The following is a 26,518-nucleotide window of genomic DNA, read 5'->3' on the forward strand; positions in this document are numbered from 1 at the left end:
CCGGAGGCCGGAGGTGGAGGCTGCCCGGGACGAAGCCGGGCGGCCGGGCCGTCTCATTTCAGCTGATCGGCGGTGTAGTAGCCGGACTCGACGAGGATCTTCTCGTAGTTGCTGGCGTCGATTTCGATCGGCTGCAGCAGGTAGGAGGGCACGACCTTGACGCCGTTGTTGTAGGTCGTGGTGTCGTTCACCTCGGGCTGTCCGCCCTTCATCATCGCGTCGACCATCGAGACGGTGACCCGGGCAAGTTCGCGGGTGTCCTTGAACACGCTGGAATACTGCTCGCCCGCCTTGATCGACTTGACCGACTGCACCTCGCAGTCCTGGCCGGTGACGATCGGCATCTTCAGGTCGCCCGAGCCGTAGCCGACGCCCTTGAGCGAGGACAGGATCCCGATCGACAGCCCGTCATAGGGCGAGAGCACGCCGTTCACATGCTTTTGCGTGTAGGTGGCGGACAGGATGTTGTCCATCCGCGCCTGTGCCACCGCGCCGTCCCAGCGGAGCGTGCCGACCTTGTCCATGCCGGTCTGGCCCGAGCCGATCACCACATCCCCGGCGTCGATCAGCGGCTGCAGGACCGACATCGCGCCATTGTAGAAGAAGTAGGCGTTGTTGTCGTCGGGCGAGCCGCCGAACAGCTCGACATTCCACGGGTGCACGTCAGGGAAGCGCGCCTTCAGCCCGTCGACGAGCGAGCTGGCCTGGATCACGCCGACCTTGAAATTGTCGAAGGTGGCGTAATAGTCGACGTTGCCGCTGTCGCGGATCAGCCGGTCATAGGCGATGACCTTGACCCCGGCCGCCGCCGCATTGTCGAGTGCATTCGACAGCGTGGTGCCGTCGATCGCCGCGATCACCAGCACGTTGACGCCCTTGGTCACCATGTTCTCGATCTGGGCGAGCTGGTTCGGGATGTCGTCCTCGGCATATTGCAGGTCGGTGTCATAGCCCGCCGCCTGGAACTGCTTGACCATGTTGTTGCCGTCATCGATCCAGCGTGCCGAGGATTTCGTCGGCATCGAGATGCCGATCAGCCCCTTGCCTTCCGCCTGGACCTGCGAGGTCAGCGCCAACGCGCTGACGGCGAGCGCACCCGCCAGTTTGAGCAATTTCATCTTGTCCTCCCATGGCGGGGCCTCCTCGCCCCGCGTACCTCCCGCGCGGGAGGTATCTTGGGATACATCGGGAGTGACATGGCGTTCAAATATCAATACACGTAAAGAACATTCCAATAATGGTATGCTGCATGGCGGAATTTTTACAAAACATGCGTCCCGCGCAAAGCCGTCTTGTGCTGGAGGTCGCCACCCACGGCCAATTGCAGGTCGCGGCGGTGGTCTGCGGGATGACGCAGCCGGCCGCCTCGCGGATGCTGGCCGAGATCGAGGCGCAGCTCGGCGTGCGGCTGTTCCTGCGCACACCGAAGGGGATGGAGCCGACGCCGGAAGGTGCGCTGATCGCCCATCATGCCCGCCGCATCGTGCACGACCATGCGCTGATGAGCGCCGAGTTCGACGAGATGGCGGCGGGGCGGGGCGGGGCGGTGCGGGTCGGCGCGGTGACCGGACCGGCGCTCGGTCAGCTGGTGCCGGCGATCCGCTGGCTGAAGGCGCGCGCGCCGCAGATCGACGTGAGCGTGGAAGTGGCGCCCTCGGGCGTGCTGGTGCAGGCGCTCGAGCGGGGCGATCTCGATTTCGCGCTGGCCCGGCTGCCGCCGCGGGTCGACGACAGGGCGTTCGAGCTCGAGCCCGCGCGCGACGAGATCGTGCGGCTGATGGTGCGCGACGGCCATCCGCATCTGGGCCGCGGGCCGGTCTCGGTGCGCGACCTGCATGGGCTGCCGTGGATCTTGCAAGACCATGGTACGCCGATTCGCCTTGCGATCGACAGCGCCTTTCACGACGAGGGGTTGGCCTCGCCGGCCAATGTCATCACCGCCTCGTCGCTGCTGGTGATCGTCGCGCTGCTGCGCGAGACGGATTCGGTGGCGCCGATGTCGCAGGAGGTGATGGACCTGATGCTCGACCCGCCGGTGTCCGCCGGGTTCCGCCGGCTCGAACTGAACCGGCTGATGACGGTGGAGCCCTACATGATCTTGCGGGCGAAGGGGCGGACGATGCCGCGCGCCGCCGAGATGCTGTTCGACCGGGTGCGGGCCTCGATCCGTCAGTTCTAGCGCGGCCGGCTCAGCTGCCCGCCGGCAAGATCTTCAGCCGGGCGGCAAAGGCGCTGCGGCTGTGGTCGCGCGGCCCGGCACCGAGAATGCCCTCGGCCCCAGAAGGGCCAAGAAATCCTGCAACTCTTCCAGCGGGGCATGGAGGAGCGGTTGCAGACCTCTCGCCATGAACCCATGTGGTCAGACGGGTCAGCCCATTGGTGCCGATGGCGCAAAATGTGTGGGAGGCATTCCGCCAGCGCTCCGAAACCATCGGGTTCCGAGAGGAGCGGAAACCGCCGCTGCACCGGGGGCGTCCTCGCTGGACAGCCCCGCTGCAACCTCCCGCCAGAACCGGCAAAATGCTCACGCTGCCGGACTCGCGGCTGACCTGGCGAGGATAATTTGCGCCGGGGCGAGCGCGCAGACTTCCGTCTTCCTGTCGTCGACGACGCCCCCAGCATCAGGGTGTTGCGACGACCGGTTGAATCCGTCTGGTCCCGCATCAAGCCATTGGCGCGAACATAGCCTTCGCGGACTGGCGTCGCTGATGGATGGCGATAGCGAATTGTTGAGGGGATGAGCATCAGCCACCGTTTCAGGTGACGCGGAGGTTGTCTTGATTTTGGAGGCGCTGGCCACCCCAGCAGCACCATTCGCGCCATGGGAGGAGTAGCCCGTGAGGATGTGGGGGGAGACCGCACCTCAGCAGGGTTTGCATCTATCCCGGTCTGCAATGTGCGTCGAACGCCACAGGGAGCCTGTCAGATGGCCAACGGCACTGTCGGAACCGATACACTCACCGGCTCGGCCAATAGCGAGACGATTCACGGGTGTGGGGGGCAACGGCCTCATGGCCGGTAGCAACCTGACTTGCGGCGGCGCCGGTATGCCTGCCTCGTTGATGCCGTGGGCAATGCTCCTTTGTGCGGCCAGCGCGGCAGAGATGATCTGGAACTTGGAATGTTCAGTTTAGGGTTTGGGAGATCCACATGGCGAACATTTATGGCGGCCTTGGGAACGATTCCCTCAACGGGACTACCGGCAGCGATTCGATTTTCGCCTATGGCGGCGACGACACGGTCACCGGCGGCCTCGGCAACGATGTGATCGTCGGCGGCCTCGGCAACGACCGACTGTTTGGGGAGGACGGCAACGATTCGATTTGGGGTGAGGCTGGCAACGACACGATCGTCGGCGGCCTCGGCGATGACGCGCTGTTCGGGCAGGACGGCAACGATTCGATTTGGGGTGCAGTCGGCAACGATTCCATCATCGGCGGCCTCGGCGATGACGGGCTGTTTGGGGGGGACGGCAGCGATTCGATTTGGGGTGAAGCCGGCAATGATACGATCGGCGGCGGCGCCGGCAACGATTCCATCTATGGTGGGATCGGAAATGATTCCATCGACGGTAACGACGGCAATGATTCCATCGACGGGGGCGACGGCAGTGATTCGCTCCTCGGCGGAACCGGGGATGACACGATCTGGGGCGACGGCAACGATGCCCTCATGGTTGGGGATGACACCATCGACGGCGGGCTCGGGAACGATGTTCTGCGCGGTGGCGCCGGGAATGACTCCATCTTGGGCGGCGACGGCAACGATTCGATTGCCGGCAATCTCGGAAATGACACGATCTACGGTGGTCTCGGCGACGATTTGATCGACGGCGGCGATGTCTCTGACCCGATCAGCGACGATCTGGTCTATGGCGGCGACGGCAATGACACGATCTGGGGCTCTGCCGGCAATGATACGCTCAGCGGGGATGCCGGCAATGACACGATTACGGGCGGCAGCGGCAACGACACGATCTACGGCGGGACCGGCGATGATAATATCGACGGTGGCGATAACACCAACCCGCTGGGCGATGACCTCGTCTATGGCGGCGATGGCAACGACACGATCTGGGGCACGGCCGGTTTCGATACTCTCTACGGCGACGCTGGCAATGATGTGCTCGATGGCGGCGATGATGCGGATTCGCTGCAAGGCGGTATCGGCGCGGATACGCTCTATGGCGGCGCCGGCAATGACACGCTCTGGGCCGGGACGGGCGACGGGGTCACCGACACCGCCGGGAACTCCCTCGATGGCGGCGACGGCAATGATTCCCTTGTCGGCGAGGCCGGCAATGACACGCTCTGGGGCGGGACCGGCGACGACACCCTCCTGGGCGGGAGCGGCGACGACAATCTCTTCGGTGAAGCCGGGGCGGACTCGCTGGACGGCGGCGATGGCAATGACACCGTGTGGGGCGGCGATGGCGCCGGCGGGCCTGACGGGAACGATACGCTCTCTGGTGGTGCCGGCGATGACATCATTCTTGGCGAAGGCGGCAACGACGTGCTGTCCGGTGACGCGGGCAACGACACGCTCTGGGGGGATGACGGCAACGACACGCTGACCGGCGGAACCGGCGACGACTACTTCGTCTGGGATGGCGCCAGCGATGATGTCATCACCGATTTCGGTACCGACAGCGGCGGACCCTACACCGATGGCAACCAGTCGAACAACGACTTCGTCGATCTGAGCGGCATCTTCAACGATGCGACGCTTGCGGCCTACAACGCGGCGAACGGCACGAATTTCGTCCAGCCGATCATGGCGATGAACCACGATCTGGCCGATGGCGTCATCAGCTTCAACGGCACCGACATGAGCGGGCCGACGCTGACCATGACCGGCATCACCGGCGGGCTGACCTGGGATCAGACCAATGTCGTCTGCTTCGCCTCGGGCACGCGGATCATGACACCGGACGGCGAGGTGATGATCGAAGATCTTCATGCGGGCGATGTGGTCATGACGGTCGACAACGGCGCCCAGGAGATCCGCTGGATCGGGTCGCGCCACATCGATGCCGAGCGCCTTGCTGCCGAGCCGACACTTCGGCCGATCCGCATCCGCAAGGGCGCGCTCGGCGGCGGGCTGCCTGAGAGTGATCTTCTGGTCTCGCCGCAGCACCGCGTGCTGATCCGCTCGAAAGTGGCGAAGCGCATGTTCGGCGAAAGCGAAGTCCTTGCGGCCGCCAAGCAATTGCTGACGATCGACGGGGTCGAGGTGGCGCATGATGTGACTGAGGTGACCTATTGGCACTTCCTGTGCAGCCGGCACGAGGTGGTCTTTTCCAACGGCGCCATGACGGAGTCGCTTTACACCGGGGCGCAGGCGCTCAAGTCGTTCCCGTTTGAGGTCATCGAAGAGATCTTCTCGATCTTTCCCGAACTGAAGACCTGGGAGGAGGAAGCGTGCCCGGACGGCGCCCGCATTCTGTTGAGAGGGCGCGAGGCACGCAGCCTTGCAGAGCGCATCGCGAAGAACAACAAGTCGCTTCTTGAGGCCGCATGACAGCAACGTGGGGTCCAAGACGCTTCTGGTGCCGAAGGGCAGGGGACAGGCCGGCGCCTGACAGGCAACGTTTCGCCGCGCTCGGCCGCGCGACCGCTCCGGTATGAGCCGGTTTCCCACCATAGCGATCAGGACAACGCCGGCAGATCTGTCGGCTGCGATGGTATTCGGCGAGCGCAATTCCGGCACCAACCACGCAATGGAGCTGGTCCGGCGAAACTTTCCGGCGTTTGCCGACAGCCCGGGGGACAGGATCGGCCCTTTCGGCTTTCGCTACGGTTGGAAACACGCCTTCCCGCAGATGCTGGCCGCGCCGGTCACCACCCTCGCAATCGGGGTGTTCCGTGAGCCCGAGGCCTGGCTGCGCAGCATGCACCGGCGGCCGTGGCATGCGGACCCGCAGCTTCGCATCCTGCCCTTTCAGGCGTTCCTGCGCGCGCAATGGGTATCCCGGGCAGATGAGCTGAATTTCGGTCTCGGCGAAGACGACCCGGCCCTGGGGGCCGAGATGCAATGGGACCGCCATCCGCTGACCGGAGAGAGGTTCGCCAATATCTGCGCCCTGCGCACCGCCAAAAATGCCGGTTTCCTGTCTTTGCCGCACCGATTCGGCAATTGTATTCTGGTCAGGCATGAAGACGTGGCAGATGACCCGGAAGGGTTCATTCAGGCTATTTCTGAATGGTATGGTGTCCTGAAGGTGCCGGATTTCGAACCCGTTCCCCTGCGCCGCGGGCGCCAGAGCGAAGGGCTGTTCGCGGCGGGGGAATATGAGCCGCTAGATGCAGCGGATCGCGACTTTTTGTGGGGCCAGCTTGACCCTCAACAGGAAGCGACCTTGGGCTATCATCGCAAGGACGTGGCTCAGGGGACCGGACCCTTGCAACGTCGCGACAACCAACCGGCAAGACCCGCGAAGGCATCGGCGCAAGCCTCCGGTCTCACCCAAGCTGTGACATCCCAATTGCGATCACTGGCTGAGCGGGAGCCATCGATCCGGTCTCTGAGCCAGGCCTACAGGCTATTGGCGAAATGGCGCGCGCACTTGATCGAAAACACGCTGGTTCGGCGGCAGGGCACCGTGGTCGGGAGCGGTCCTTTCGCCGGAATGGAATACGGTATTGCCGCGACCGAAGGGGCGCGCGTCGCACGCCTGCTGGGCTGCTACGAGGCCTCTTTGGCGCCGATCATCAAAACCATCGTCGCGCGCGCCTATGATCTGGTGATCGATATTGGCTGTGCCGAAGGCTATTATGCCGTCGGTCTGGCCCGGAGGCTGCCCGGGGCGAAAGTGATCGCACGCGATGCCAGTCCGGCCGCGCGCGAGGCTTGCGCGGCGCTTGCTCGGCGCAACGGCGTGTTCGACCGCATCGAGATCGGTGGCGAATGGGGGCATGAGCATTTCGACATCTGCCAGAATGCCAGAAGCGTCGTTATTTGCGACATTGAGGGGGCCGAGGACGGCTTGCTGGACCCGTCCCGGGCGGTGGGTCTGCGTGACGCCGATATCCTTGTCGAGGTCCATGACTGCGATCGTCCCGGACTGTCGGATGCGATCGCCACGCGGTTTGCGTCCACCCATCGGGTGACGAAGCTTGCTCGGCGCATTGAAGCCGGCGTGCTGCCCGACTGGATGGAAGAACTCAGCGACCTCGATCGCCTGACCGCACTTTGGGAGTGGCGCAAAGGACCAACTCCCTGGCTATGGATGGAACACATTGAGTAAGGCCAGCCGAAACGCCGCCATTTGGTATGCTAGCGATGGCTATGATCCCGGCACGAACGGGGTCAACGGACGCCGCATGGTGGGCGAGTCATTCCTCAAGGGCTTCTTCCGCCATGCCGATGTGGATGAATTTGTATCCCTGACACAGGGGCACAGCGGCAGAAAAGACTTTGCCCTGGTCAAGGATCGGTATGCTCCCACGAAGCCTCACCGCGCCGTATTTCACGGCCAGACTCCCCAAATCGCACCGGTCGGAACCCTGTATTTTCCTGCTCCGAACTTTTCCGACCTTTGTTGGCAGCGCCAAGCGTTCGGGATGAATCGCTATTCGATCTGCGGGCTCACGCACACCACCGCGACGCAGATGGTCATGCGCGGTTTTTTCGATCTCCGGGCGGGACCGCAGGCCGAGTGGGACGGCGTGATCTGCACATCGCGCGCGGTCCGTGCCGCGACGGTTCGCAACATTGAGATCGCCGAGGCTTTCTTGCGCAACCGCTTTGGCAGCGTTCCGCCCCGCCCGCAACTGCCGGTCATTCCACTTGGCATCAACAGCGACGATTTCACTGCTGACGCGCAGGCCAGGGCGAGCCTGCGCGAACAGATGAAATGGGATGAAGACGATATCGCGGTGGTCACGATCGCGCGGCTGCTGCCTTACGGCAAGTTCGATCCCGGCCCCCTGTTCATCGCGCTGCAAAAGGCACAGGAGCAGCTGGGAAAGGAAAAACGGCTGCATTTCATCGCCTGTGGCATCTTCGGTGACAGCCACAGCGAGACGGTCTTCAACAATTGTGCGCAAAACCTGATGCCGTCGGTCACCTTCCATCATCTGCCCGGTGACGACCCGGTCTGCCGCAAGCAGACGCTGTCGGCCGGGGATATTTTCGCCTTTTCGATCGACAACATTCAAGAGACCTTTGGTCTCTCGCCGATCGAGGCAATGGCCGCGGGACTGCCGGTGGTGGCCTCGGACTGGGATGGGATGCGCGACACCGTTTCACCCGATGTTGGCATCAGGGTTCCGACCCGCAGTGTCGGAGCCGACGCCAGCCAGCCAGAGGCGGCAGGCTACCTGTCTGGCGAGTTTTCCTATGCGCAATATGGCAACCGGCTCTCCATGCTGACCCAGATCGACCTGCGCCAGATGACCGAGGCTTTCGTTGCGCTGGCACGCGACGCGCAAATGCGTCGGCGCATGGGCGCTGCCGGAATGCGTCGCGTCAAAAACGAGTACGATTGGAGCGTGATTGTCCCGAAGCTTCAGGACTTCTGGGAAGAGCTGAATTCCATTCGCCTGATCTCGGGCAATCCCGAAGGCAGAGGCTCACACCATAATCCCGTCGGTACGGCGCCAATGGATATCTTCGGAAACTATCCGACGGTGCTCGCAAACCGTTCGGATGACAGGATGGTTGCCGTTGGCGATGCCGCCCGTCTCAAACTGATTTTTGAAGTGCGCCGCTATGACAGGTTGGGCTGGCCCGCTGAGAAAATGTCAACGCTGGAAGGAGCACTGGCGGCGCTGATCGCACGTGGCGCATCAGGCGGCACGATAGATGAACTGGCGGCCGATCTCGGCTGGAACAAACTCACGGTCGAGCGTTGCACGCTGTTTCTGCAGAAATATGGATTGGCGGAATAAAGGCTGCAGGCACGACTGATCTGGGGCGGTCACCTCATCAATTCCGCCAGCATTCCGACGGTCAACGGGCCGGCTCCGGGCCTGGGTGACGGATCACGACCGCATGCGCCGGCTGGTCGAAATCCATCAGCGAATTGAAATTCAATGATCTTGTTCAGGTTCGGCCACGGCGATGTCCAGGAAATGGTTGTCGGGTGGGCAAGAAACGGGCCCGAATGGTCATCATTTCAGTGGTCGGACAGCCAGATCAGCCCAAAGGCATCGTGATCCGTATAAGCAAGAAAGTGTATTTTTGCGATGCACACAAGAAAATCTTGTGGAACCCCACAACCCATTGAAAAAATGGACATCGGCAAGGGCTGATCTAGTGGGTCATTTTATGTAGGGCAGGGCGCCTAGACACAAGACGCATAATCTGCGCGCAAATTTGCACAACTCTACCTCCGGTTGCACCACGGCACGAACGCACGACCCGTGCCGCCGCCCTTCTTAGGGTCCGGGCGGCGCTTACAGGTCTCAGGCTTGGGGGGAGACATATCGAGCGCGCGCGGCTCTTCACGCCGCGACGGCACCACGCGCTGAACTGCGGCGGGAGCCGCCGAGCGTGTGGCCTCCTGTTCATCCGCCAGCCGCGCAATCGACAGCGCGCGCCGCCGAGGAAGAGACGAAACAACCACATCGGGCAGTGTATCAGCAAGCACCCGATGTGCGCGCGCGACACGAAAGGTCGAGCGCGCGGAACCGTCGTTGCGGTCCCGCGTCAGATCGCGGGCCAGCCGCTCGCGAGGATTGCGCCGTCTCATATCTTACCCTCCAAGTCACTGAGCCGAATAATACCATCAGGAGCATCTTGGAGCAACCGCTCCACAAAATCTAGTTGTCTCAGGCGATCGCCGCGCATCATATCGGCCTTCTGCTCAGAAATACGCTGCGAAAATTCCTCATCCGCGGCGCGTTGCTCCTCCAGCGGCAACGCCTCGCGCCAGTCGCGCTCACGCTGCAACGCCTGTTTCTCAAACGACCGCCCGACCCACTCGGACATTTTAGGAAGATCATCGGGGCTCGTGGTAATCGCGTTGAGATAATCCCGGCGCGTCGCGCCGGTCATCAGATAAGGCTTGTCGCGGCTACCGCCCGGGGGAAGATATTCGAACGACGAGGGCAGAACGCCCAACTCCCGCGCCCTGGCGGCCTTGCGTGCAAACCACTCGGCGCCAAGCGCCGGCTTCTTCGAAAGCGAGAACCACGCATTGTTCTTGTCCTCCTGAAGCAGATATTTGCACACGTACCGCGCGGATTTTTCAGAGGCGGACCAATCCACCTTAATGTGGCCATGAGGCCACTCGCGAATGTGAACCATTCGCTTTTGCGGTATCTCGCGACAGAAGGGACCATCATAAGAACCGTAAACGGGGACCGGCCCGCGATCCCCGAGCGGTTCAAGATGCTGGAAAAACAGGATCGCATGAAAATGCGCTCTGTCCCGAAGTTCACCATATTCACCAGAGACGAGATACCTAACTTTGTGACCCGCCCGGCGAAGCAACTTCATAAAAAGCTGGAAATGACGCGGATACAGCACTTTATCCGCGAGATCATCACGCGGCGCATAGGTCAAGCTCACCGTCGCACAAATCTGCGACACCGACGCTTCGGCCATACAGCGCGCCACGTAGTCATTCACCCGATTTTGCCTGCACCGCCAGCATTGGCGGCAGGCCACGGGTTGTTGCTCCCATTTCGGCCCGCGTTGAACCCAAACATAGTTCGGAGAAATACACATTTTCGGTCCCGTTCTTGGCGTGTCACTAAAAGGGTATGTGCATCAAGTAAGCATACCCCGCCCCGCGCCTCTCTGATCGAGAGGCGCGGGGCTGCATGGGGGCGCATCGCTAGCGCTGACGGTTCCTGCAAGCAGGAAAAAACCATTTCCCATGCGGATTTAGGGGTCTGGAAGACCCCACCCCCTTGCGACTGCGCCCCCGCCCGTGCGGGGGCTGTCGCTAAAAAAGAGCGCAAAAGGCCCAGCGTAGCGCGCTTAACAGACCGGAGAAGCCGGGCTAACTACGACACAGGCCTACGCTCAAATGGATAAGACAGGACTGCGCAAACGCGGGGCGGCTTCCGCCCCGCTTCTTTATTTGCGCAGATCACAGAACAGCCGTAGCGGCTCCGCCGCTGCAAAATGCAACGACAGCACATAGAAGAGCCCTCGGCTTGAAGCAGGCTACCGATACCGGGCAAGAATGGCCCGGGGTGTCAAATGCACCATGGGACCGGCCTCGATTTCACGAGTCCGTCGCCGATAGTCGGTGATTTCCCAATGGGCAGGGTCCCAAGAGAAGCGATCGCCGGGGCCGTCATTGCCGCCCCATGTCAAGCTCAGCTTCTCGGCCTTCTTCAGCGGCGCGTTGACGCGATCAAGCGCCAGACGGCCCAACACGCCGAGGAACTGCCATTCCTGCGGCGTGAGTTGCCAATGGTAAACCCCGTGGACGATATCGACGGCCTCACCGATGCAATGCGCAGAGCGCGGCCACGGCGCCTTAGAAGCACCGTCACGCACCGCCTTCACCTGTTGCTCGCGCGTCCGAAAGGCGCTGTGCACATAGAGCGGCACGCCGCGCTTGCGCGCGAGTTCAACGAAGGCAGCGGCCCACCGCATCAGACGCGGGTCACAATGCTGCCAATCGGCCCGGCCATATTGCCGCAACGCGGCATCCGTGAGGATGAAGCCGGGAGCCTTCAGACGTTCCGGAGCGGCCCAAGTAGGACCGTCCTGAGGATCATCAAGAAAGCGCAGGTAGGCCTGCGCAGGATCGGGATTTTCGCGCTTGGCAGACCGGAAAAGGTCTTGGGGCGTCCGAAGACGCCCCCCGACATACTCTTGCCACCAGCGCGTGAGCACTTGGCCGGGCCTCATTCCTCGCCCTCCACGGAAACGGCGCCGTCGCCTGCGCCATCATCATCGGCGGACGCCACCGACTGCGCAGCCGGCGCCAGACGCGCCTTGCGCTGCTCGGCGCGGATCTCCGCAATCGACGCGCGCCGGGCAAATTCGAGCTCACGCAGCGCCCGCCGCACTTCCATGACGGTGCCGCTCTCATCCGGCAACCGGTCGATATTGGTGAAGACCTCACCGACAGCCGGAACGGCGGTCCGGCTTTCGACCTGGCGGAACACGCGCAGGCCTTTCAGCCCCTCAGCGCGGAACGTCCCCGCGTCCGAAACCTCGAGGTCGAACGCCGCGCCATAACCGGCGAGGGCTTCGACCCCTTCGCAGGTGACGAAGAGCGCGGCGGGCGCCGAGAACCGCAGGCACAAGCGCCCTTTCGCGAACGGGATTTCTGCATTGGCTTTGACCTCATTCCAACCGAAAACGTCGAATTTCATGTGAACCTCCTCAGACGCCAGCCGAAACGACAGCGTCGTAATCGTCGGAGTTCTCGGCGAGCACGTCGCCAATCTGCGTCAGGCCGACGATAGACACCGAATGACGCGCGACGAACTCGAAAGCGTCGGCGGTCGTGTCGGAAAAAACGTCATGCGGGAAATCCGCCGGCGCGAGATAGTGCGTCGCCGAGAATGTCGGATTGACGATTTCCGTCTGCCAGATCGCGGCGCGGTTTTCCGTCCAGCCCGCGCCCGGCGTGGCCTGATAGAAAACACCGCCCAGCCGGGTGAAATCCCGGTTCCACACGTCATTCATCGGCTCATAGCCGTAAAGCTGCCCGGGCTGCGCATGTTTGGCGTCGACGCGGCGATTTTTCACCAGATCGACCGGTTCGACGCGCTGAACATCGCGCAGAGCATTCGGGAACTGATCGAAGTTGTTAAAGAACAGCCACTCGTCAGTCATCCGTTCGTCAATCCGCTCGGGCAGAACCTCGACGGTGACGATCACCACGCCGCCCACATCATTGCGCGGAACGTTCAGCGACAGCGACGCCGACGCGAGGCCCTGCGTCACCGACTGGTCAAGATTTGCCGCATCCGTCGCAAAACGCTCGGCAAAGTCCACCGGCACCCGCTTGCTATCCAGCAACCACGGGCGCTTGAACTGCTCATCGGGCACCGACAGCCCCATCATCAGCAGCGCAACGAGCGTGTCGTCATTGTCGAAACCCGTCGCGTCGTTCCCGGCGTAGGCCGTCCGCAGTTTGGCAAACGCCTGCGTCGTGCGTGCCTTGTCGATATCCGCGAGCGACACGCCCAAAGTCTGACCGGCCATTTCGGCCCACACCTCAGGATAACCGCTGGCATTCTCGCGCAAATAACGCTCGGTGTTGCTGTCATTGAAGCCGCGACCGGTCGCGTAAGTCGCCGTCTTCCCACCGGTTTCCTTCACCGACACACCGAGAGCGATCGACCCGCCGTCCGCACGCTGGCCGATACCCGTAACCGGCAGGCGACCGGCGATCACGTCGAGATCGAGGGACCCGACGACGAGCGCCCGCTCATAATCCGGCACGACACGCGAGAACCGGGGCGACGGCCAGAACGCAGGCGGAAGCGACGTCGCCTGTGCAAGGTCTTCCACCGCATATTTCCGGCGCGGCAAACGCGACGAATGCGCGGCCAGCCGGAAATTGTAGACCAGATTGAAAGCGTCGATGAGATCGGTGTTCATCGACGCGCCGGTGAAGCCATGCAGACCGAGCGTCCGATACAGCGCGGACGCATAGACAACGTCGCGCGCCGTGCCGCTCAAAACGTTGAAATACGGCGGCGGCATGCGATCCGCCGCACCAAGCGTTTTGATCGCCTCGCCGGTCATCGCGTGCATCAGTTCATCGCGGCCCGAGAACTGCGGAAACGCCGATTTGGGCACGAACCACGCCTGAAAATTAGCGGTGACGCCGTTCAGCAGCGGCTTCGGCATTTCGGCCAACTGCACATCGACGCCGACGCGCCCCGAGGCGCTGTCACCCGGCAGCAGCGGGAAATAGGTCACGGGCACGACCACACCGGCACGACCGCTCGACATGGTCACCGCGCGGTCAATGCGGGTGGACGGCGAAAAAGAGACCGGCGTCGTGGATTGACGGGACATAGGGTTTCCTTTCGTGGAAATCAGCGAAACCGCACCGTCGCCCCGGTCTGAACCGAGTGGCGACGATAGAACGGATTGTTCGAGGAGTAGTGATAGGGGCGGGCCTCAGTAGAGGCATTACGCGGCTCTTGCGCGTAATAACTTCCCGTCGATTTTCATCACGGGAACGCCCTGTGCTTTCAGCTTTTTGGCTTCGGCAGCAGTGAACATACGGCCAAGCGTAGTCACCACAGCATCGCCAGATGCGGCAATGCCGCCAACGCCAGAGATAACTTCACCCCCGGCGTCCTCGAAAACTTGACCACTGGACGTAGCGCCGGACCCGACAAAGGTCTTGCCAAACAAACGAAAAGCCGGAATGCCCGCCTTATTGGCGACCGTTACAGGGTCGTTGTCAGCGCCGACAGCATACCCATCAGGGAAGCGAGCAGGCACACCCAAAGAAACACTCGCAGCATCAGAACCCCCCGCTTGCCCTCGGGGTCGGACATTACCGACAGCCGAGCCACCGGGCAATACCGTAACGGCGGTGCGCCCGAGAGGCGAACCGCCGCCGATGGCGCCGGCAGCGCTGCCCGGCGCATAGGCAACACCCGACCGGGCCTGTTCCAGCTTGAGCTTGGCGAGATCAAGATTCAGTTGATCCGCCTCGCGCTTGATCGCCCGTTCTTCACGGGCTTCCGGGGACAGCGCGTCGAGGCCGGCCGAGATCATTTCGAACGACGCCAGCGGCGGCCCCGAGCTACCGCCACCGAGGGCACCACCCGGCTGGCCATATTGCAGCATGGTCAGCGGATTGAAGCCATAGCGCTCGGCAGCCTGCCGGGCGCCCTTCGCCTGCGAATTGATATTCGACGCGGGAGACGCGGACTTTTTCTTACCGAAAAGCCCGCCGATACCGCCCAGAATACTGCCGATACCGCTCAGAGCACCGCCGGCGGATGCAAGGCCTGCAAACATGCTCACCTCCGGATCGGGCCGCGCACCGAACCGGCGCGACGAAGAGGCGGGGGAGCCGAGGACCGGCGCGCCTGCGGAATGTCCGCGAAAAACGCGCGCAGCTTCCGGCACAGGTCTGCCGGGCTAATCCAGAACATATCGCACGCGAACTGCGCCGCCTGCGGCAGGTCGGCGTCAGGATCGAAGATGTATTCTTCGGGCCGCGTGTAGCGCAGAAGCCACAGCAAGGCGTCTTCCAGCGTCGAAACGGAAAGCGGGGCGTGCATCACAGCCCCCCAACGCCAGCGCAGAACGGCGCGTGGAACTCAGGGAAAGTCATCGCCAGCAGCGTACCGAGCACGCCCAGAAGCGGGGGAAGAGCCACCCGGAGGGTGGAAAACGAAAAGGACTTCAAAAAAGCCTCCTAGGGTTACGAGCCGAACCGGCTCGCCCCTAGATAAGCACAAGGCGCATAAGCAAGATTATGTCAAGATTGAGCCGGAATCAGGTCGGCGCTGAGCTCGTGCAGGCGCTGCGTGATCGCGTGCATCTTCTCGATCTCGGTGGGGCTGAACGGACCCGCGCTGCGGGTGAAGCCGGAGATCGAGCGGTCGCCCGCCGGGCCCACGGCACAGGTCAGCCCGTTGCGGATGCCGTGTTGTGCGGCCTCGGCCAGGATGCCGTCCGGGTCCTCGAGATCCTTCCACAGCACCGAGCCGGTGTGGTGGAAGCCCCACACCACCACCGGGTCGCGCAACATCATGCCCATTTCGCTGTAATGGTCGATCCAGTCCTGCGCATAGGTGCGGAACAGCAGGCCCGGCCGGGTGAAGCGGATATGCAGCGCGAGCGCATAGCCGGTGTCGCACAGCTCACCCAGCTCTGACAGGATCGCGTCAAGTTGTGCTTTGTTTCCGGTTCCCATGTCCTGATTTCCGCTTTAGGTTGTCGCGCGCAGCGGACATTTCCGTCTGCCGCGAAAGATATTGAGCGCATTTTGCGAGCGCAAGCTGTTTGCCGGGCCAATGAACCTGTCTAAAAGTCGAAACACGCTGGAACAGATCGCCCCTGCGGGTTTCTACGTGGCGCTGCGCGTGGGGTATTCCTTCCCGGAAGAAGAGCTGAACGGTCTCGATCCGGGCTGGATCGAGACGTACACCCAGCTGGGTCTCGTCATGCAGGATCCGTCGATGCGGTGGGTCTATGCCCATAACGGGGCGGTGCGCTGGTCTGAGCTCGAGCTGCCAGATCCGGCCGGGGTGATCGGGCTGGCGCGCAAGGCGGGGCTGAACTGGGGCGCGACCGTCGCCTTCTGCCGGCCCGAGGACGCCGGGCGGCGCAGCTATGCGATGCTGTTCCGCGCCGATCGCAATTTCACCCAGGACGAGCTCGACGCGGCCTATGCGCTGCTTCGTGACCTGCATCTGGGGGCCGGGCGGGAGGCGGGGCCGGCCCTGACCGAGGCCGAGCTCGAGGCGATCCGGCTGCGCGCGGGCGGCAAGCTGCTGAAACAGATCGCCGCCGAGATCGGGATCTCGGAAAGCGCCGTGAAGGCGCGTCTGGCCTCGGCCTGCCGCAAGACCGGGGCGAAAAATGCCATCGAATTGCTCTCGATTGCCACCACGAGGCGAATGATCTGAGCACAGGCACCCCTCAAGGGTGAAAACGTTGCCCAATCGTGCTTCAGCTTGCCTATCCAGAAGGAGGCAAGCATGGAAAACATCACTTTCAAATTCGCCGATCTGCATCGTCACGGTCCGGCGTTCTACGACTTCCTGCGGCTGCGCAAGGAGGTCTTCGTCGACGAGCTCGGCTGGGACGTGCCGCATGACGACGAGGTCGAGATGGACCAGTATGACACCCCCGTTGCGCATTACTCGCTGGTGCTGTCGGGCGGGGCGGTCGTGGGCGGCGCGCGGGCGATGTCGACCGAGGCGATCTGGGGCCCGAACACCTACATGCTGCGCGACGCGCATCGCGGCAAGCTCGAGCATATCCCGCCCACCGTGCTGCCCGACGAGATCGCCTCGCCGCAGGTGTGGGAATGCACGCGGCTGGTGATCTCGTCGCGGCTGACGACCAATGACGAGCGGCGCACCTGCTTGCGGCTGATCGTCGACGGTCTGGTCGAGCAGGCCCGCGCGCGCGGTGCCGAGACGCTGATCTGTCTGTCGTCGCATGCGCTGATGCGGACGCTGCGCCAGCTCGGCTACGAGGTCACCCGGATCGGGCCGAGCTATCGCAACGACGAGGACGGGCGGCTCTATGCGGTGCTGGCGATGCCGGCCGAGTTCTCGACCGCGCGGCGCGAGGACTGGGCGCCGGCGCATCTGCCGATCGCACCCGCCGCGACGATCGCGGCGCGTGCGGTCTGAGACCGGCAGGCGGGGGGGGGGGCGGTCCCTTCCCCGCTTGCGGCCCTTGACAGCGGGCGCGGCACGGTCTCACCGTCGCCGCCATGTTCGGCTTTCGCGATATCGAGATCATCCGCGCCATCGTGCGCCACGGCGGCTTCCGGGCGGCCTCTGACGCCACCGGGCTGGCGCAATCGGCGATCTCGCGCCGGGTGCACCACCTCGAGGACCGGATGAAGATCACCATCTTCGAGCGCGACGGCCGTGGCGTGCGGCTGAGCGCGGCGGGGCGGCGCTTTTGCGAGGAGGCCGAGCTGCTGGTGGCGCAGCGCGACCGGATCCTCGGCGAGCTGACGCAGGGCCAGATGGCGGGCGTGGTGCGGCTTGGCGTGGCCGAGACGATCACCCACACCCTGTTGCCGCGGCTGCTGACGGCGCTGCGGGCGCGCCATCCGCTGCTGCGCTTCGAGATCTCGGTCGACACTTCGGACCAGATGGCGCACGAGCTGAGCGCCGACGGGCTCGATGTGGCGATCATGCTGCGCGACGAGGCGCCGCGGGGCATGGTGCTGACCGCACTGCCGCCGGTGAGCCTTGGCTGGTTCTGCTCGCCCGCGCATTTCACCCTGCCGCGGCCGGCGGGGATCGACGATCTTGCCGCGCTGCCGATCGTGTCCTTCCCGAAGACCACGATCCCGCACCGGCGCGTGCTCGATCTGCTGACCCCGGTGCGGCGCAAGGTGGCCGAGGTGCATGGCTCGGCCTCGCTCGCCACGGTGCTGCATCTGGTGGCGCAGGGCTTCGGCATCGGCACGATCCCGCATGACATCGTCGCCTCCTGGCCCGATGCCGGGATCGAGGAGATCGAGGTGACGCCCGAGGCGCGGCTGCCCGATCTGGAATTCGCGATCTGCTACATGCCCGAGCGCAACGAGGAGATCGGCCGCGAGCTGACCCGGGCGGCGGTTGCCGCCTCGGTTGTATGATCTCAAAAACAGATCAATACTGCGCATGACTGAACTCTTGATCTAATCGGTCGCCTTGCGGAATCTTCTCCGATCCGAAGGAGACCCGAGATGACCGATCAAGACGCCCTGCTGTCCGACCCGCGTGCGCTGCGCGCCGAGATCCGTGCGGGGCGGTTCGAGCGGCCGACCGCCGGCTTTGGCGGCGATGCGCTGCAGGCCAATCTGGTGATCCTGCCGGCGCCCGAGGCGGCCGAGTTCCTGCGCTTTGCCCAGGCGAACCCGCGCCCCTGCCCGCTGCTGGCGGTGAGCGAGCCGGGCAATCCGGCGCTGGACCTGCTCGGCGCCGGCATCGACCTGCGCCACGACCTGCCGCGCTATCGGGTCTGGCGCCATGGCGCGCTGGTGAGCGAGCCCGCCGACATCGCCGATCTGTGGCAGGACGATTTCGTCGCCTTCGCGATCGGCTGTTCGTTCAGCTTCGAGGATGCGCTGGTGCGCGCCGGCATCCCGGTGCGCCATCAGGCGGCCGGCCGCAACGTGCCGATGTATCGCACCTCGATCCCGACCCGGCCGGCCGGGCAGTTCTCGGGCCCGCTCGTGGTGTCGATGCGGCCGATGCCGATGGCCGACGCGATCGAGACGGTGAAGATCTGCGACCGCTTCCCGCTGGCCCATGGCGCGCCGGTGCATATCGGCGACCCCGCCGCGATCGGCATCGCCGACATCACCCGCCCCGATTACGGCGACGCCCCCGACATCCGGCCGGGCGACGTGCCGGTGTTCACCGCCTGCGGCGTGACCCCCCAGGCGGCGATTGCCGCTGCCCGCCCCGCCCTCGCCATCACCCACGCCCCGGGCTACATGCTCGTCACCGATATCCCGGCGGGCGCCGCCTGGCGGGAGCTGACCGGCGTGGGCATGGCGCAGTAACCAACAACAAAAGCACCCCAACAGGAGAGACCCGATGAAGAAGATGATCGCCGCATTCATGGCCGGCACCCTGCTCGCCGCCCCCGCGATGGCCGAGGAACAGCTCTCGGTGGTCGGCAGCTGGAGCAACCTGCCGCTCTACAAGGCCTTCGAGACCCCGTTCTGGACCGAAAAGCTGCCCGGGATGACCGGCGGCGCCTTCACCGCGCAGCTGACCAGCTTCGACCAGATGGGCATTGCCGGCGCCGACGTCTACCGGATGCTGGGCGACGGTGTCTTCGACATCGGCGCGACGGTCGCCGATTACACCGTGGGCGACGCGCCCGAGCTGGAAGGGCTCGACGTGCCGTTGCTCGCCACCACCGCGGACGAGGCGAAGAAACTGGTCGATGCCGCCCGCCCGATGGTCGCCGACATCATGCGCGCGCGCTTCAACGCGCAGCTTCTGGGCATCGCGCCCTATCCGCCGCAGGTGGTGTTCTGCCGCGGCGACGTCACCTCGCTGGCCGGTCTCAAGGGCAAGAAGGTGCGCGGCTCGGGCCGGATGACGACGAAATTCCTCGAGGCGCTTGGCGCCGAGGGCGTGAACATCGCCTTCTCGGAAGTGCCCGGCTCGCTCGAGCGCGGGGTGATCGACTGTGCCGTGACCGGCGCCGGTTCGGGCTATTCGGCGGGCTGGTGGGAGGTCTCGGACCACCTGCTGACGCTGCCGCTTGGCGGTTGGGACCCGGTGGTGATCGCGATGAACGCCGATCGCTGGGACGGGCTCTCGGCCGAGGAACAGGCGACGCTGGAAAAGGCCGTGACCGAGGGGCTCGAGACCCCGGCCTGGGCCGCGGCGCAGGGCGGGCTCACGACCGACATCGCCTGCCTGACCGGCAAGGGCGAGTGCCCGGCGGGCAAGGCAGCCTCGATGACGCTGGTCGAGGCGACCCCGGCCGACATGGCGCAGGCGCGCCAGATCCTGACCGAGGTCGTGCTGCCCGACTGGGCCGGCCGCGCCGGCAAGGACTGGGTCGCGCGCTGGAACGACACCGTCGGCGCCGCCGCCGGCGTGACGATCGCGCAGTAACGGCGGGGCGGGCGCGATGGTCGCGAAACTGCACGGCGCGCTTTTGCGCGCCAACCGCCTCGTCGCGCTCGTCCTGGGCGCGGCGCTGATCGCCACGGTGCTGTTCATCCTGGTCGATGTGGTGCTGCGCAAGCTGGGCGCGGGCTCGCTTGGCGGCTCGGACGAGCTCTCGGGCTATGTCATGGCCGCGGTCGCAAGCTGGGGCCTCGCCTGTGCACTGGTCGAGCGGGCGCATGTCCGCATCGACGTGCTGCGGCTGCGGCTGACCGCGCCCGGGCGGGCGCTGCTGGACATCTTCGCGATGATCGTCACCAACGGCATCGTGCTGCTGATCGCCTGGCATTGCTGGCCGGTGCTGGAAAAGACGCTGGCACGCGGCTCGCGGGCGAACACCCCGCTCGAGACGCCGCTGTGGATCCCGCAGGGGATCTGGTTTGCCGGCTGGGCCTGGTTCGCCGTCAGCGCGACGGCGCTGACGCTGATCGGGCTCGCCTATTTCCTCTCCGGCCAGCGCGCGCGCTTCGATGCGACGCTGGGCCTCGGATCGGAGCTTGACGCATGATCTGGACCGTTGCCGTTTCGCTTCTGGGGCTGATGGCCCTGTCGATCCCGGTGGGGATCGTGCTCTTCGTGCTGGGCATCGGGGTCGGGCAGTTCTATTCCGCCTTCCCGCTGCTGCGCGGGCTGGGCCAGGTGGTCTGGTCCTCCTCGGCCTCGGCGACGCTGATCGCGATTCCGCTCTTCGTCCTGCTGGGCGAGATCCTGGTCCGCGGCGGGGTGGCCGCGCGCACCTATGGCGCGCTCGACAAATGGCTGAGCTGGCTGCCGGGCGGGCTGGTGCACGCCAATATCGCCACCGCGACGATGTTTTCGGCGACCTCGGGCTCGTCGGTCGCGACCGCCGCCACCGTCGCTACCGTGGCGATGCCGCAGGCCGAGCGGCTGAACTATGACCCGAAGCTCTTCTCGGGCGCGATCGCCGCGGGCGGCACGCTCGGCATCCTGATCCCGCCCTCGATCAACCTGATCGTCTATGGCTTCCTGACCGAGACCTCGATCCCGCAGCTCTTTTCGGCGGGGCTGGTGCCGGGTGTGCTGATGGCGCTCGCTTTCGTCGCCGTCACCGCGGCGATCTGCGCGGTGCGCCCCGATCTGGGCGGCCCGTCGCGCCGCTTCAGCTGGGGCGAGCGGCTGGCGAGCCTGGTGCAGCTGGTGCCGATCGTGATCCTCTTCACCGTGGTCATCGGCTCGATCTATGCCGGCTGGGCCACGCCCACGGAATCGGCGGCGATCGGGGTCGCCATCGCGGCGCTGATCGCGGTGGGGCTGGGCGAGGGGCTGAGCCTGCGCACCCTCGGCGCTGCGCTGATCGGCACGGTGCGGATCTCGGCGATGATCATGCTGGTGATTACCGGCGCCTATTTCCTGAACTTCGCGATGACCTCGGCCGGGCTCGGGCGCGAGCTTGGCGCGCTGATCCGCGACTCGGGGCTCTCGCCCTTCGGCACGCTGCTGCTGGTGGTGGCGCTCTATCTCGTGCTCGGCTTCTTCATCGAGACGCTGTCGCTGATGGTGGCGACGATCCCGATCGTGGTGCCGATCATCGCCGGGCTTGGCTATGACAAGGTCTGGTTCGGGGTGCTGATGATCGTGCTGATCGAGATGGCGCTGATTACCCCGCCGGTCGGGCTGAACCTCTTCGTGGTGCAAAGCACGCGGCGCAGCGGCACGATGAACGAGGTGATCCTCGGCGCGATCCCCTACGTGCTGGTGATGCTGTGCATGATCGCGGCGCTGATCGCGCTGCCGTCGCTTGCGCTCTGGCTGCCCTCCCACCTCTGATTTCCTGAAAGGACACCCCATGCGTTTCCTCAACGGCGAGTCGCCGATCGACCTCGATTTCTCTCATCTCGTCGTTGCCGGCTGGACCGGACGCGACCAGAAGGCCATCGCCCATCACATCGACGAGCTTGCGGCGCTTGGCGTCGCGCCACCCTCGGCAACGCCGCTTTACTACCGCGTTGCCGCCGCCACGCTGACCACCGCGCCGCGGATCGAGGTGGTGGGCACGGGCTCCTCGGGCGAGGTCGAGCCGATGGTGGTGCAGCATGGCGCGCGCCGTTTCCTCGGCCTTGGCTCCGACCACACCGACCGCGCGCTCGAGGCGCATTCGGTGGCGCTGTCGAAGCAGGTCTGCGCCAAGCCCTGCGCCGCCGCGCTCTGGCCCTGGGAGGAGGTCGAGGACCGTCTCGACCGGCTGGTCTGCGAAAGCTGGATCTGCGAGAACGGCAGCTGGGTCGCCTATCAGGCCGGCACGCTCGCCTCGATCCGGCCGCTGGCCGAACTTGCCGCCGGGGCGGGGCTGAACGTGCTGGGCGTCGACGGGCCGGTGGCAATGCTGTGCGGCACCTTCGGCGCGATCGGCGGGGTGCGGCCGGCCCGCCGCTTCCGGATGCGGCTGAGCGACCCCGACCGCAACCGCGCGATCGGGCATGAATATGAAACCATCGTTCTGCCCGAGGTGGCCTGAGATGAGCGCTTTCCTGACCCGCGTCGAGGACGCGATCGCCCGCACCGAGGCCCTGCCCGCCGCGACCCGCCGCGCGATCTTCACCGAATTCACCCCGGCGCGGATCCGTGCCGAGGCGGCCGCGCTTGCGGCGCGCGCCGCGGCGGGCGAGGCGATGCCGCTTTTCGGCACGCTGATCTCGGTCAAGGACCTTTACGACGAGGCCGGGCAGGTCACCGGCGCGGGCTCGCGCCTGCTGGCCGAGCGCGGCAGCGTGGCCGCCGTGGATGCCGTCGTCGTCGCCCGGCTGCGCCGCGCCGGCGCGCTGATGTTTGGCCGCACCTCGATGTCGGAATTCGCCTATTCCGGCGTCGGGCTGAACCCGCATCACGGCACCCCGGAAAGCGCGCTGGCGGCCGGGGTGATCCCGGGCGGCTCGTCCTCGGGCGCGGCGGTGAGCGTGGCGCTTGGCCTATGCGACGCGGCGCTTGGCACCGACACCGGCGGTTCGCTGCGGATTCCGGCGGCGGCGAACGGGCTGTGGGGGCTGAAGCCGAGTGCGGATCTCATTGACGCGACCGGCATCTTCCCGCTGGCCGGCACCTTCGACAGCGCCGGCGCGATGGCCGGCACCGAGGCCCTGCTGCGGCAGGTGACCGAGGTGATGGCGGGCGCCCCGCTCGACGCGCCCGCGCCCGGCCGGCTGCGTCTCGGCCTGCCGACCGGCGCCTTCACCGAGGGTCTCTCGCCCGAGGTCGCCACGCTTTTCGCCGCCGAGACCGCGCGGATCGCGGCGCTTGGCCACGAGATCGTGCCGGTCGAGATGGCCGAGATCGGCGCCGGCATCGGGCTGAACAAGATCATCGTCGCGGCCGAGGCGCTGGCGATCCACCACGCCGATCTTGACCGCCTGGAAACGGTGGGCGACCCGCGCGTTCTGTCGCGCATCCGCTTCGCGCTGACGCTCACCCCTGGGGCGCTCGACGCGGCGCTGACCGAGCGGGCGCGGCTTGTGGCGCTCTTCGAGGCGCGGATGCAGGGGCTCGATGCGCTTCTCGTGCCGACGCTGATGCAGCTGCCGCCGATGATCGCCGCGGTCGAGGCGGATTTCGACGCGCTGAACGCGGCGATGCTGCGCAACACCTCGCTGGTCAATCTGGTTGACGGTTGCGCCGTGGCGCTGCCCACGCCGGGGGCCGAACCGCGCTGGTCGATGACGATGCTGGTGGGCCGCAAGGGCGCCGATGCGGCGCTTCTGGCCGCGGCGCGCGCAATCGCGTGAGGCGGCGATGACCGAGGACGCGCCCCTCTCGCCCGAGTTGCTGCCCGCCGGCCCCGACGGGATCGAGCTGCGCTTTGCCCGCCGGCCCGAGCCCGCGGCGATGGCGGCGGTGCAGGTGCTGGCGGCCGAGATCGCCGCGGCCCCGCCCGAGGGGCTGCGCGAGCTGGTGCCGGGGCTCGTCTCGGTGCTGCTGCGGCTTGACCCGGCGGCGGTGGCGGCGGTCGGGCCGGGGCTTCTGGCGCGCGCCCGCGCCATCGCCGCGACCCGCCCGGCGCTCCCCGCCCCCACCCGGCGCTGGACGATCCCGGCGGCCTTCGGCGGTGCCGAGGGGCCGGATCTGGCCGCGGTGGCGGCGCGCCTTGGCCAGAGCGAAGCGGCCGCCGCGGCCGAGATCTGCGCGGCCGAGCTGCGGGTGCTGACCATCGGCTTCGCCCCCGGCCAGCCCTATATCGGCCTGCTGCCCGAGGCCTGGAACCTGCCGCGCCTGCCCGAGCTGACGCCCAGCGCGCCGGCGGGCGCGCTGGTCGTCGCGGTGCGGCAGCTGGTGCTCTTCGGTGCCACCTCGGCGACCGGCTGGCGGCAGGTGGCGCAGGTGGCCTTCCGCCCGTTCCGCCCCGAGCGGGCCGAACCGATGCCGCTGCGCGCGGGCGATGCGATCCGTTTTGCCGCTGCGCCTGCCGATCAGATCGCGGCACTTGCGGGCGATCCGCAGGGCCTTGGCGGGGCCCGGCTGGAGGTTCTGGCATGAGCACGCTCACCCTTCACCGCGTCGACGGCATCGTGACCGTGCAGGACATGGGCCGGCCCGGCCATCTGGCGCAGGGCCTGTCGCGCGGCGGCGCGGCCGACCGGCTGGCGCTGATCGAGGCGGCGGCGCTTCTGGGCGCGCGTGCACCGCTTGCCGGGCTCGAGATGGCCGGCGCCGGCGGGGTCTTCTCGGGCGATGCGCCGATGCGCGTCGCGCTGACCGGCGCGCCGATGGCGGCGACGCTGGACGGTGTGCCGCTGCGCTGGAACGCCACGCACCGGATCGAGCCGGGCGCACGGCTGCGCATCGCCGGGGCCGAGGCCGGGGTCTATGGCTATCTGGTGCCGGCGGGCGGGCTGGCGACGCCCGACTGGCTGGGCAGCCGCGCCGCGCATCTGGCGATCGGCATCGGTGCGCCGCTGACCGCGGGCGCGGTGCTCGCCGTGACCCCCGATCCCGCGCCCGAGACCGAGGCCCGCGTCATCGCCGTGGCGAACCGCTTTCAGGGCGGCACCGCGCGGCTGATGGACGGGCCGCAGACCGGGCTGTTCGACGCCGAAACCCTCGACGCCTTCTGCACCACCGCCTTTCGCCGCGGCACCCGCGGCAACCGGCAGGGCGTGCAGCTGAGTGCCGGGGCGCGCTTTGTCTCGGCCGAGGCGGCGGGGCTGGCCTCGGACCTGATCGGGCCGGGCGACGTGCAAAGCACCGGCGACGGCGTGCCCTATGTGCTGCTCGCCGAATGCCAGACCGTCGGCGGCTACCCGCGCCTTGGCACGGTGGTGGCCGAGGACCTGCCGCTGATCGCGCAGGCGGCCCCGGGCACGGTCTTGCGCTTTCGCCGCGTGGGGGCCGAGGAGGCCGCCCGCGCCTGCCGCGACGAGACGGTGTTGTTGCGCGAGGCGGCGGCGCGCTGTAGCAGCCTCGTGCGGGACCCGGCATTGATCCCGGACCTTCTGTCCTATCAGCTGATCGGCGGGGTGACCCGCGGCGACGACCTGGAGCAAGACGATGCGCGTTGACCTGAATGCGGACATGGGCGAGGGCTTCGGCCCCTGGCGGATGGGCGACGACGCGGCGCTTCTGGGCGTGGTGACCTCGGCCAATATCGCCTGCGGCATGCATGCGGGCGACGCGAATGTGATGGCCGGGGTGATGCGGGCGGCGGCGGCGCAGGATGTGGGCATCGGCGCGCATCCGGGCTTTGCCGATCTGCAGGGCTTTGGCCGGCGGCGACTGAAACTGTCTGCCGAGGAGCTGGCGAACCTTGTCGCCTATCAGCTCGGCGCGGCGCAGGGCATGGCGCGGCTTGCCGGCACCCGGGTGCGGCATCTCAAGCTGCACGGGGCGCTCTCCAACATGGCGGCCGAGGATGCGGCGATCGCGCGCGCCTGCTATGGCGCGGCGGTGGCGCTCGATCCCGGGATCATCCTGGTCGCGCAGGCCGCGACCGCGATGGAGGCGGTGGCGCGCGAGATCGGCGCGACCTGGGTCGGCGAGATCTTTGCCGACCGCGCCTATAATGACGACGGCACGCTTCTCGACCGCAGCCGCCCGGGCGCGGTGCTGCACGATCCGGCCGAGGTCGGCCGGCGCATGGAAGAGATGATCCGCGCCCGCGCGATTATCACCGCCAGCGGCCGCCAGCTGCCGGCCCGCATCGACACGATCTGCGTGCATGGCGACAGCCCGGCGGCGGTGACGATGGCGGCCACGCTGCGCGCCCATCTCGAGACGGCGGGGATCACCGTCACCCGGTTCTGAGAAAACGC

General features: G+C 66.1%; 24 protein-coding genes. 16 read left to right on the forward strand and 8 right to left on the reverse strand.

Annotated elements, in window-relative coordinates:
• Window positions 1–53: 53 nt before the first annotated feature.
• Window positions 54–1,118, reverse strand: a complete 1,065-nt coding sequence (chvE, locus tag EOW65_RS10340; RefSeq protein ID WP_113901157.1) for a multiple monosaccharide ABC transporter substrate-binding protein — start codon at window positions 1,116–1,118, stop codon at window positions 54–56.
• 152 nt (window positions 1,119–1,270) lie between these two features.
• Here chvE and EOW65_RS10345 point away from each other — a divergent pair, with 152 nt between their 5' ends.
• The 4 genes from EOW65_RS10345 (at window position 1,271) to EOW65_RS10360 (ending at window position 8,891) form a co-directional block, all read left to right on the forward strand.
• Window positions 1,271–2,179, forward strand: a complete 909-nt coding sequence (locus EOW65_RS10345; RefSeq protein ID WP_164880059.1) for a LysR family transcriptional regulator — start codon at window positions 1,271–1,273, stop codon at window positions 2,177–2,179.
• Between the two features lie 971 nt (window positions 2,180–3,150).
• The gene (locus tag EOW65_RS20390; RefSeq protein ID WP_128149155.1) at window positions 3,151–5,520 is read left to right on the forward strand and encodes a Hint domain-containing protein; all 2,370 of its coding nucleotides are present in this window, start codon (window positions 3,151–3,153) and stop codon (window positions 5,518–5,520) included.
• Window positions 5,521–5,623: 103 nt separating this feature from the next.
• Window positions 5,624–7,246: a class I SAM-dependent methyltransferase gene (locus tag EOW65_RS10355; RefSeq protein ID WP_128149157.1), complete on the forward strand. Its 1,623-nt coding sequence runs from the start codon at window positions 5,624–5,626 to the stop codon at window positions 7,244–7,246.
• A complete protein-coding gene (locus EOW65_RS10360) occupies window positions 7,239–8,891 on the forward strand; it encodes a glycosyltransferase family 4 protein (protein ID WP_128149159.1) in 1,653 nt (550 codons plus the stop codon). The genes EOW65_RS10355 and EOW65_RS10360 overlap by 8 nt, the downstream gene beginning before the upstream one ends.
• 799 nt (window positions 8,892–9,690) lie before the next feature.
• Here EOW65_RS10360 and EOW65_RS10365 read toward each other — a convergent pair.
• From EOW65_RS10365 to EOW65_RS10395, 7 genes are all read right to left on the reverse strand, one after another.
• A complete protein-coding gene (locus tag EOW65_RS10365; RefSeq protein WP_128149161.1) occupies window positions 9,691–10,575 on the reverse strand; it encodes a rolling circle replication-associated protein in 885 nt (294 codons plus the stop codon).
• A gap of 543 nt (window positions 10,576–11,118) precedes the next feature.
• Window positions 11,119–11,799, reverse strand: a complete 681-nt coding sequence (locus EOW65_RS10370) for a M15 family metallopeptidase domain-containing protein (RefSeq protein ID WP_128149163.1) — start codon at window positions 11,797–11,799, stop codon at window positions 11,119–11,121.
• A gap of 11 nt (window positions 11,800–11,810) precedes the next feature.
• Entirely contained in the window at window positions 11,811–12,284 is a 474-nt protein-coding gene (locus EOW65_RS10375) for a hypothetical protein (RefSeq protein ID WP_128149165.1), read from the reverse strand.
• A gap of 10 nt (window positions 12,285–12,294) precedes the next feature.
• Window positions 12,295–13,944 carry a hypothetical protein gene (locus EOW65_RS10380; RefSeq protein ID WP_128149167.1) on the reverse strand — a complete coding sequence of 550 codons (1,650 nt, stop codon included), beginning with the start codon at window positions 13,942–13,944 and terminating at the stop codon, window positions 12,295–12,297.
• 117 nt (window positions 13,945–14,061) lie between these two features.
• A complete protein-coding gene (locus tag EOW65_RS10385; RefSeq protein WP_128149169.1) occupies window positions 14,062–14,904 on the reverse strand; it encodes a hypothetical protein in 843 nt (280 codons plus the stop codon).
• Between the two features lie 2 nt (window positions 14,905–14,906).
• Window positions 14,907–15,170: a hypothetical protein gene (locus EOW65_RS10390; protein ID WP_128149171.1), complete on the reverse strand. Its 264-nt coding sequence runs from the start codon at window positions 15,168–15,170 to the stop codon at window positions 14,907–14,909.
• Between the two features lie 200 nt (window positions 15,171–15,370).
• Window positions 15,371–15,808 (reverse strand): autoinducer binding domain-containing protein, encoded by a 438-nt coding sequence (locus tag EOW65_RS10395; RefSeq protein ID WP_128149173.1) that lies wholly within the window; start codon window positions 15,806–15,808, stop codon window positions 15,371–15,373.
• A gap of 100 nt (window positions 15,809–15,908) precedes the next feature.
• On the opposite strand from EOW65_RS10395, the gene EOW65_RS10400 reads away from it, so the two are divergent.
• The 12 genes from EOW65_RS10400 (at window position 15,909) to EOW65_RS10455 (ending at window position 26,510) form a co-directional block, all read left to right on the forward strand.
• The gene (locus EOW65_RS10400; protein WP_128149175.1) at window positions 15,909–16,523 is read left to right on the forward strand and encodes a helix-turn-helix transcriptional regulator; all 615 of its coding nucleotides are present in this window, start codon (window positions 15,909–15,911) and stop codon (window positions 16,521–16,523) included.
• A 72-nt stretch (window positions 16,524–16,595) separates the two neighbouring features.
• Window positions 16,596–17,258, forward strand: coding sequence for an acyl-homoserine-lactone synthase (locus EOW65_RS10405; RefSeq protein ID WP_128149177.1), 663 nt, complete (start codon window positions 16,596–16,598; stop codon window positions 17,256–17,258).
• Window positions 17,259–17,341: 83 nt separating this feature from the next.
• Entirely contained in the window at window positions 17,342–18,223 is an 882-nt protein-coding gene (locus EOW65_RS10410) for a LysR family transcriptional regulator (protein ID WP_128149179.1), read from the forward strand.
• Between the two features lie 90 nt (window positions 18,224–18,313).
• Window positions 18,314–19,135: a putative hydro-lyase gene (locus EOW65_RS10415; protein ID WP_128149181.1), complete on the forward strand. Its 822-nt coding sequence runs from the start codon at window positions 18,314–18,316 to the stop codon at window positions 19,133–19,135.
• A 34-nt stretch (window positions 19,136–19,169) separates the two neighbouring features.
• The gene (locus EOW65_RS10420; RefSeq protein WP_128149183.1) at window positions 19,170–20,207 is read left to right on the forward strand and encodes a TRAP transporter substrate-binding protein; all 1,038 of its coding nucleotides are present in this window, start codon (window positions 19,170–19,172) and stop codon (window positions 20,205–20,207) included.
• Between the two features lie 16 nt (window positions 20,208–20,223).
• Window positions 20,224–20,769, forward strand: a complete 546-nt coding sequence (locus EOW65_RS10425) for a TRAP transporter small permease subunit (RefSeq protein WP_128149184.1) — start codon at window positions 20,224–20,226, stop codon at window positions 20,767–20,769.
• Window positions 20,766–22,049 (forward strand): TRAP transporter large permease, encoded by a 1,284-nt coding sequence (locus EOW65_RS10430; protein ID WP_128149186.1) that lies wholly within the window; start codon window positions 20,766–20,768, stop codon window positions 22,047–22,049. The genes EOW65_RS10425 and EOW65_RS10430 overlap by 4 nt, the downstream gene beginning before the upstream one ends.
• Window positions 22,050–22,068: 19 nt before the next feature.
• A complete protein-coding gene (locus EOW65_RS10435) occupies window positions 22,069–22,737 on the forward strand; it encodes a DUF2848 domain-containing protein (protein ID WP_128149188.1) in 669 nt (222 codons plus the stop codon).
• Window position 22,738: 1 nt separating this feature from the next.
• A complete protein-coding gene (locus EOW65_RS10440) occupies window positions 22,739–23,998 on the forward strand; it encodes an amidase family protein (RefSeq protein ID WP_164880060.1) in 1,260 nt (419 codons plus the stop codon).
• 7 nt (window positions 23,999–24,005) lie between these two features.
• The gene (locus EOW65_RS10445; RefSeq protein WP_164880061.1) at window positions 24,006–24,746 is read left to right on the forward strand and encodes a carboxyltransferase domain-containing protein; all 741 of its coding nucleotides are present in this window, start codon (window positions 24,006–24,008) and stop codon (window positions 24,744–24,746) included.
• The gene (locus EOW65_RS10450) at window positions 24,743–25,768 is read left to right on the forward strand and encodes a 5-oxoprolinase subunit C family protein (RefSeq protein WP_128149194.1); all 1,026 of its coding nucleotides are present in this window, start codon (window positions 24,743–24,745) and stop codon (window positions 25,766–25,768) included. Before EOW65_RS10445 ends, EOW65_RS10450 begins: the two co-directional genes overlap by 4 nt.
• On the forward strand, window positions 25,758–26,510 hold the full coding sequence (locus tag EOW65_RS10455) for a LamB/YcsF family protein (RefSeq protein WP_128149196.1): 753 nt from the start codon (window positions 25,758–25,760) through the stop codon (window positions 26,508–26,510). The genes EOW65_RS10450 and EOW65_RS10455 overlap by 11 nt, the downstream gene beginning before the upstream one ends.
• Window positions 26,511–26,518 lie beyond the last annotated feature (8 nt).

Source organism: Paenirhodobacter ferrireducens, assembly GCF_004022265.1.
In the GTDB taxonomy this organism is placed as follows: Bacteria; Pseudomonadota; Alphaproteobacteria; order Rhodobacterales; family Rhodobacteraceae; genus Rhodobacter; species Rhodobacter ferrireducens.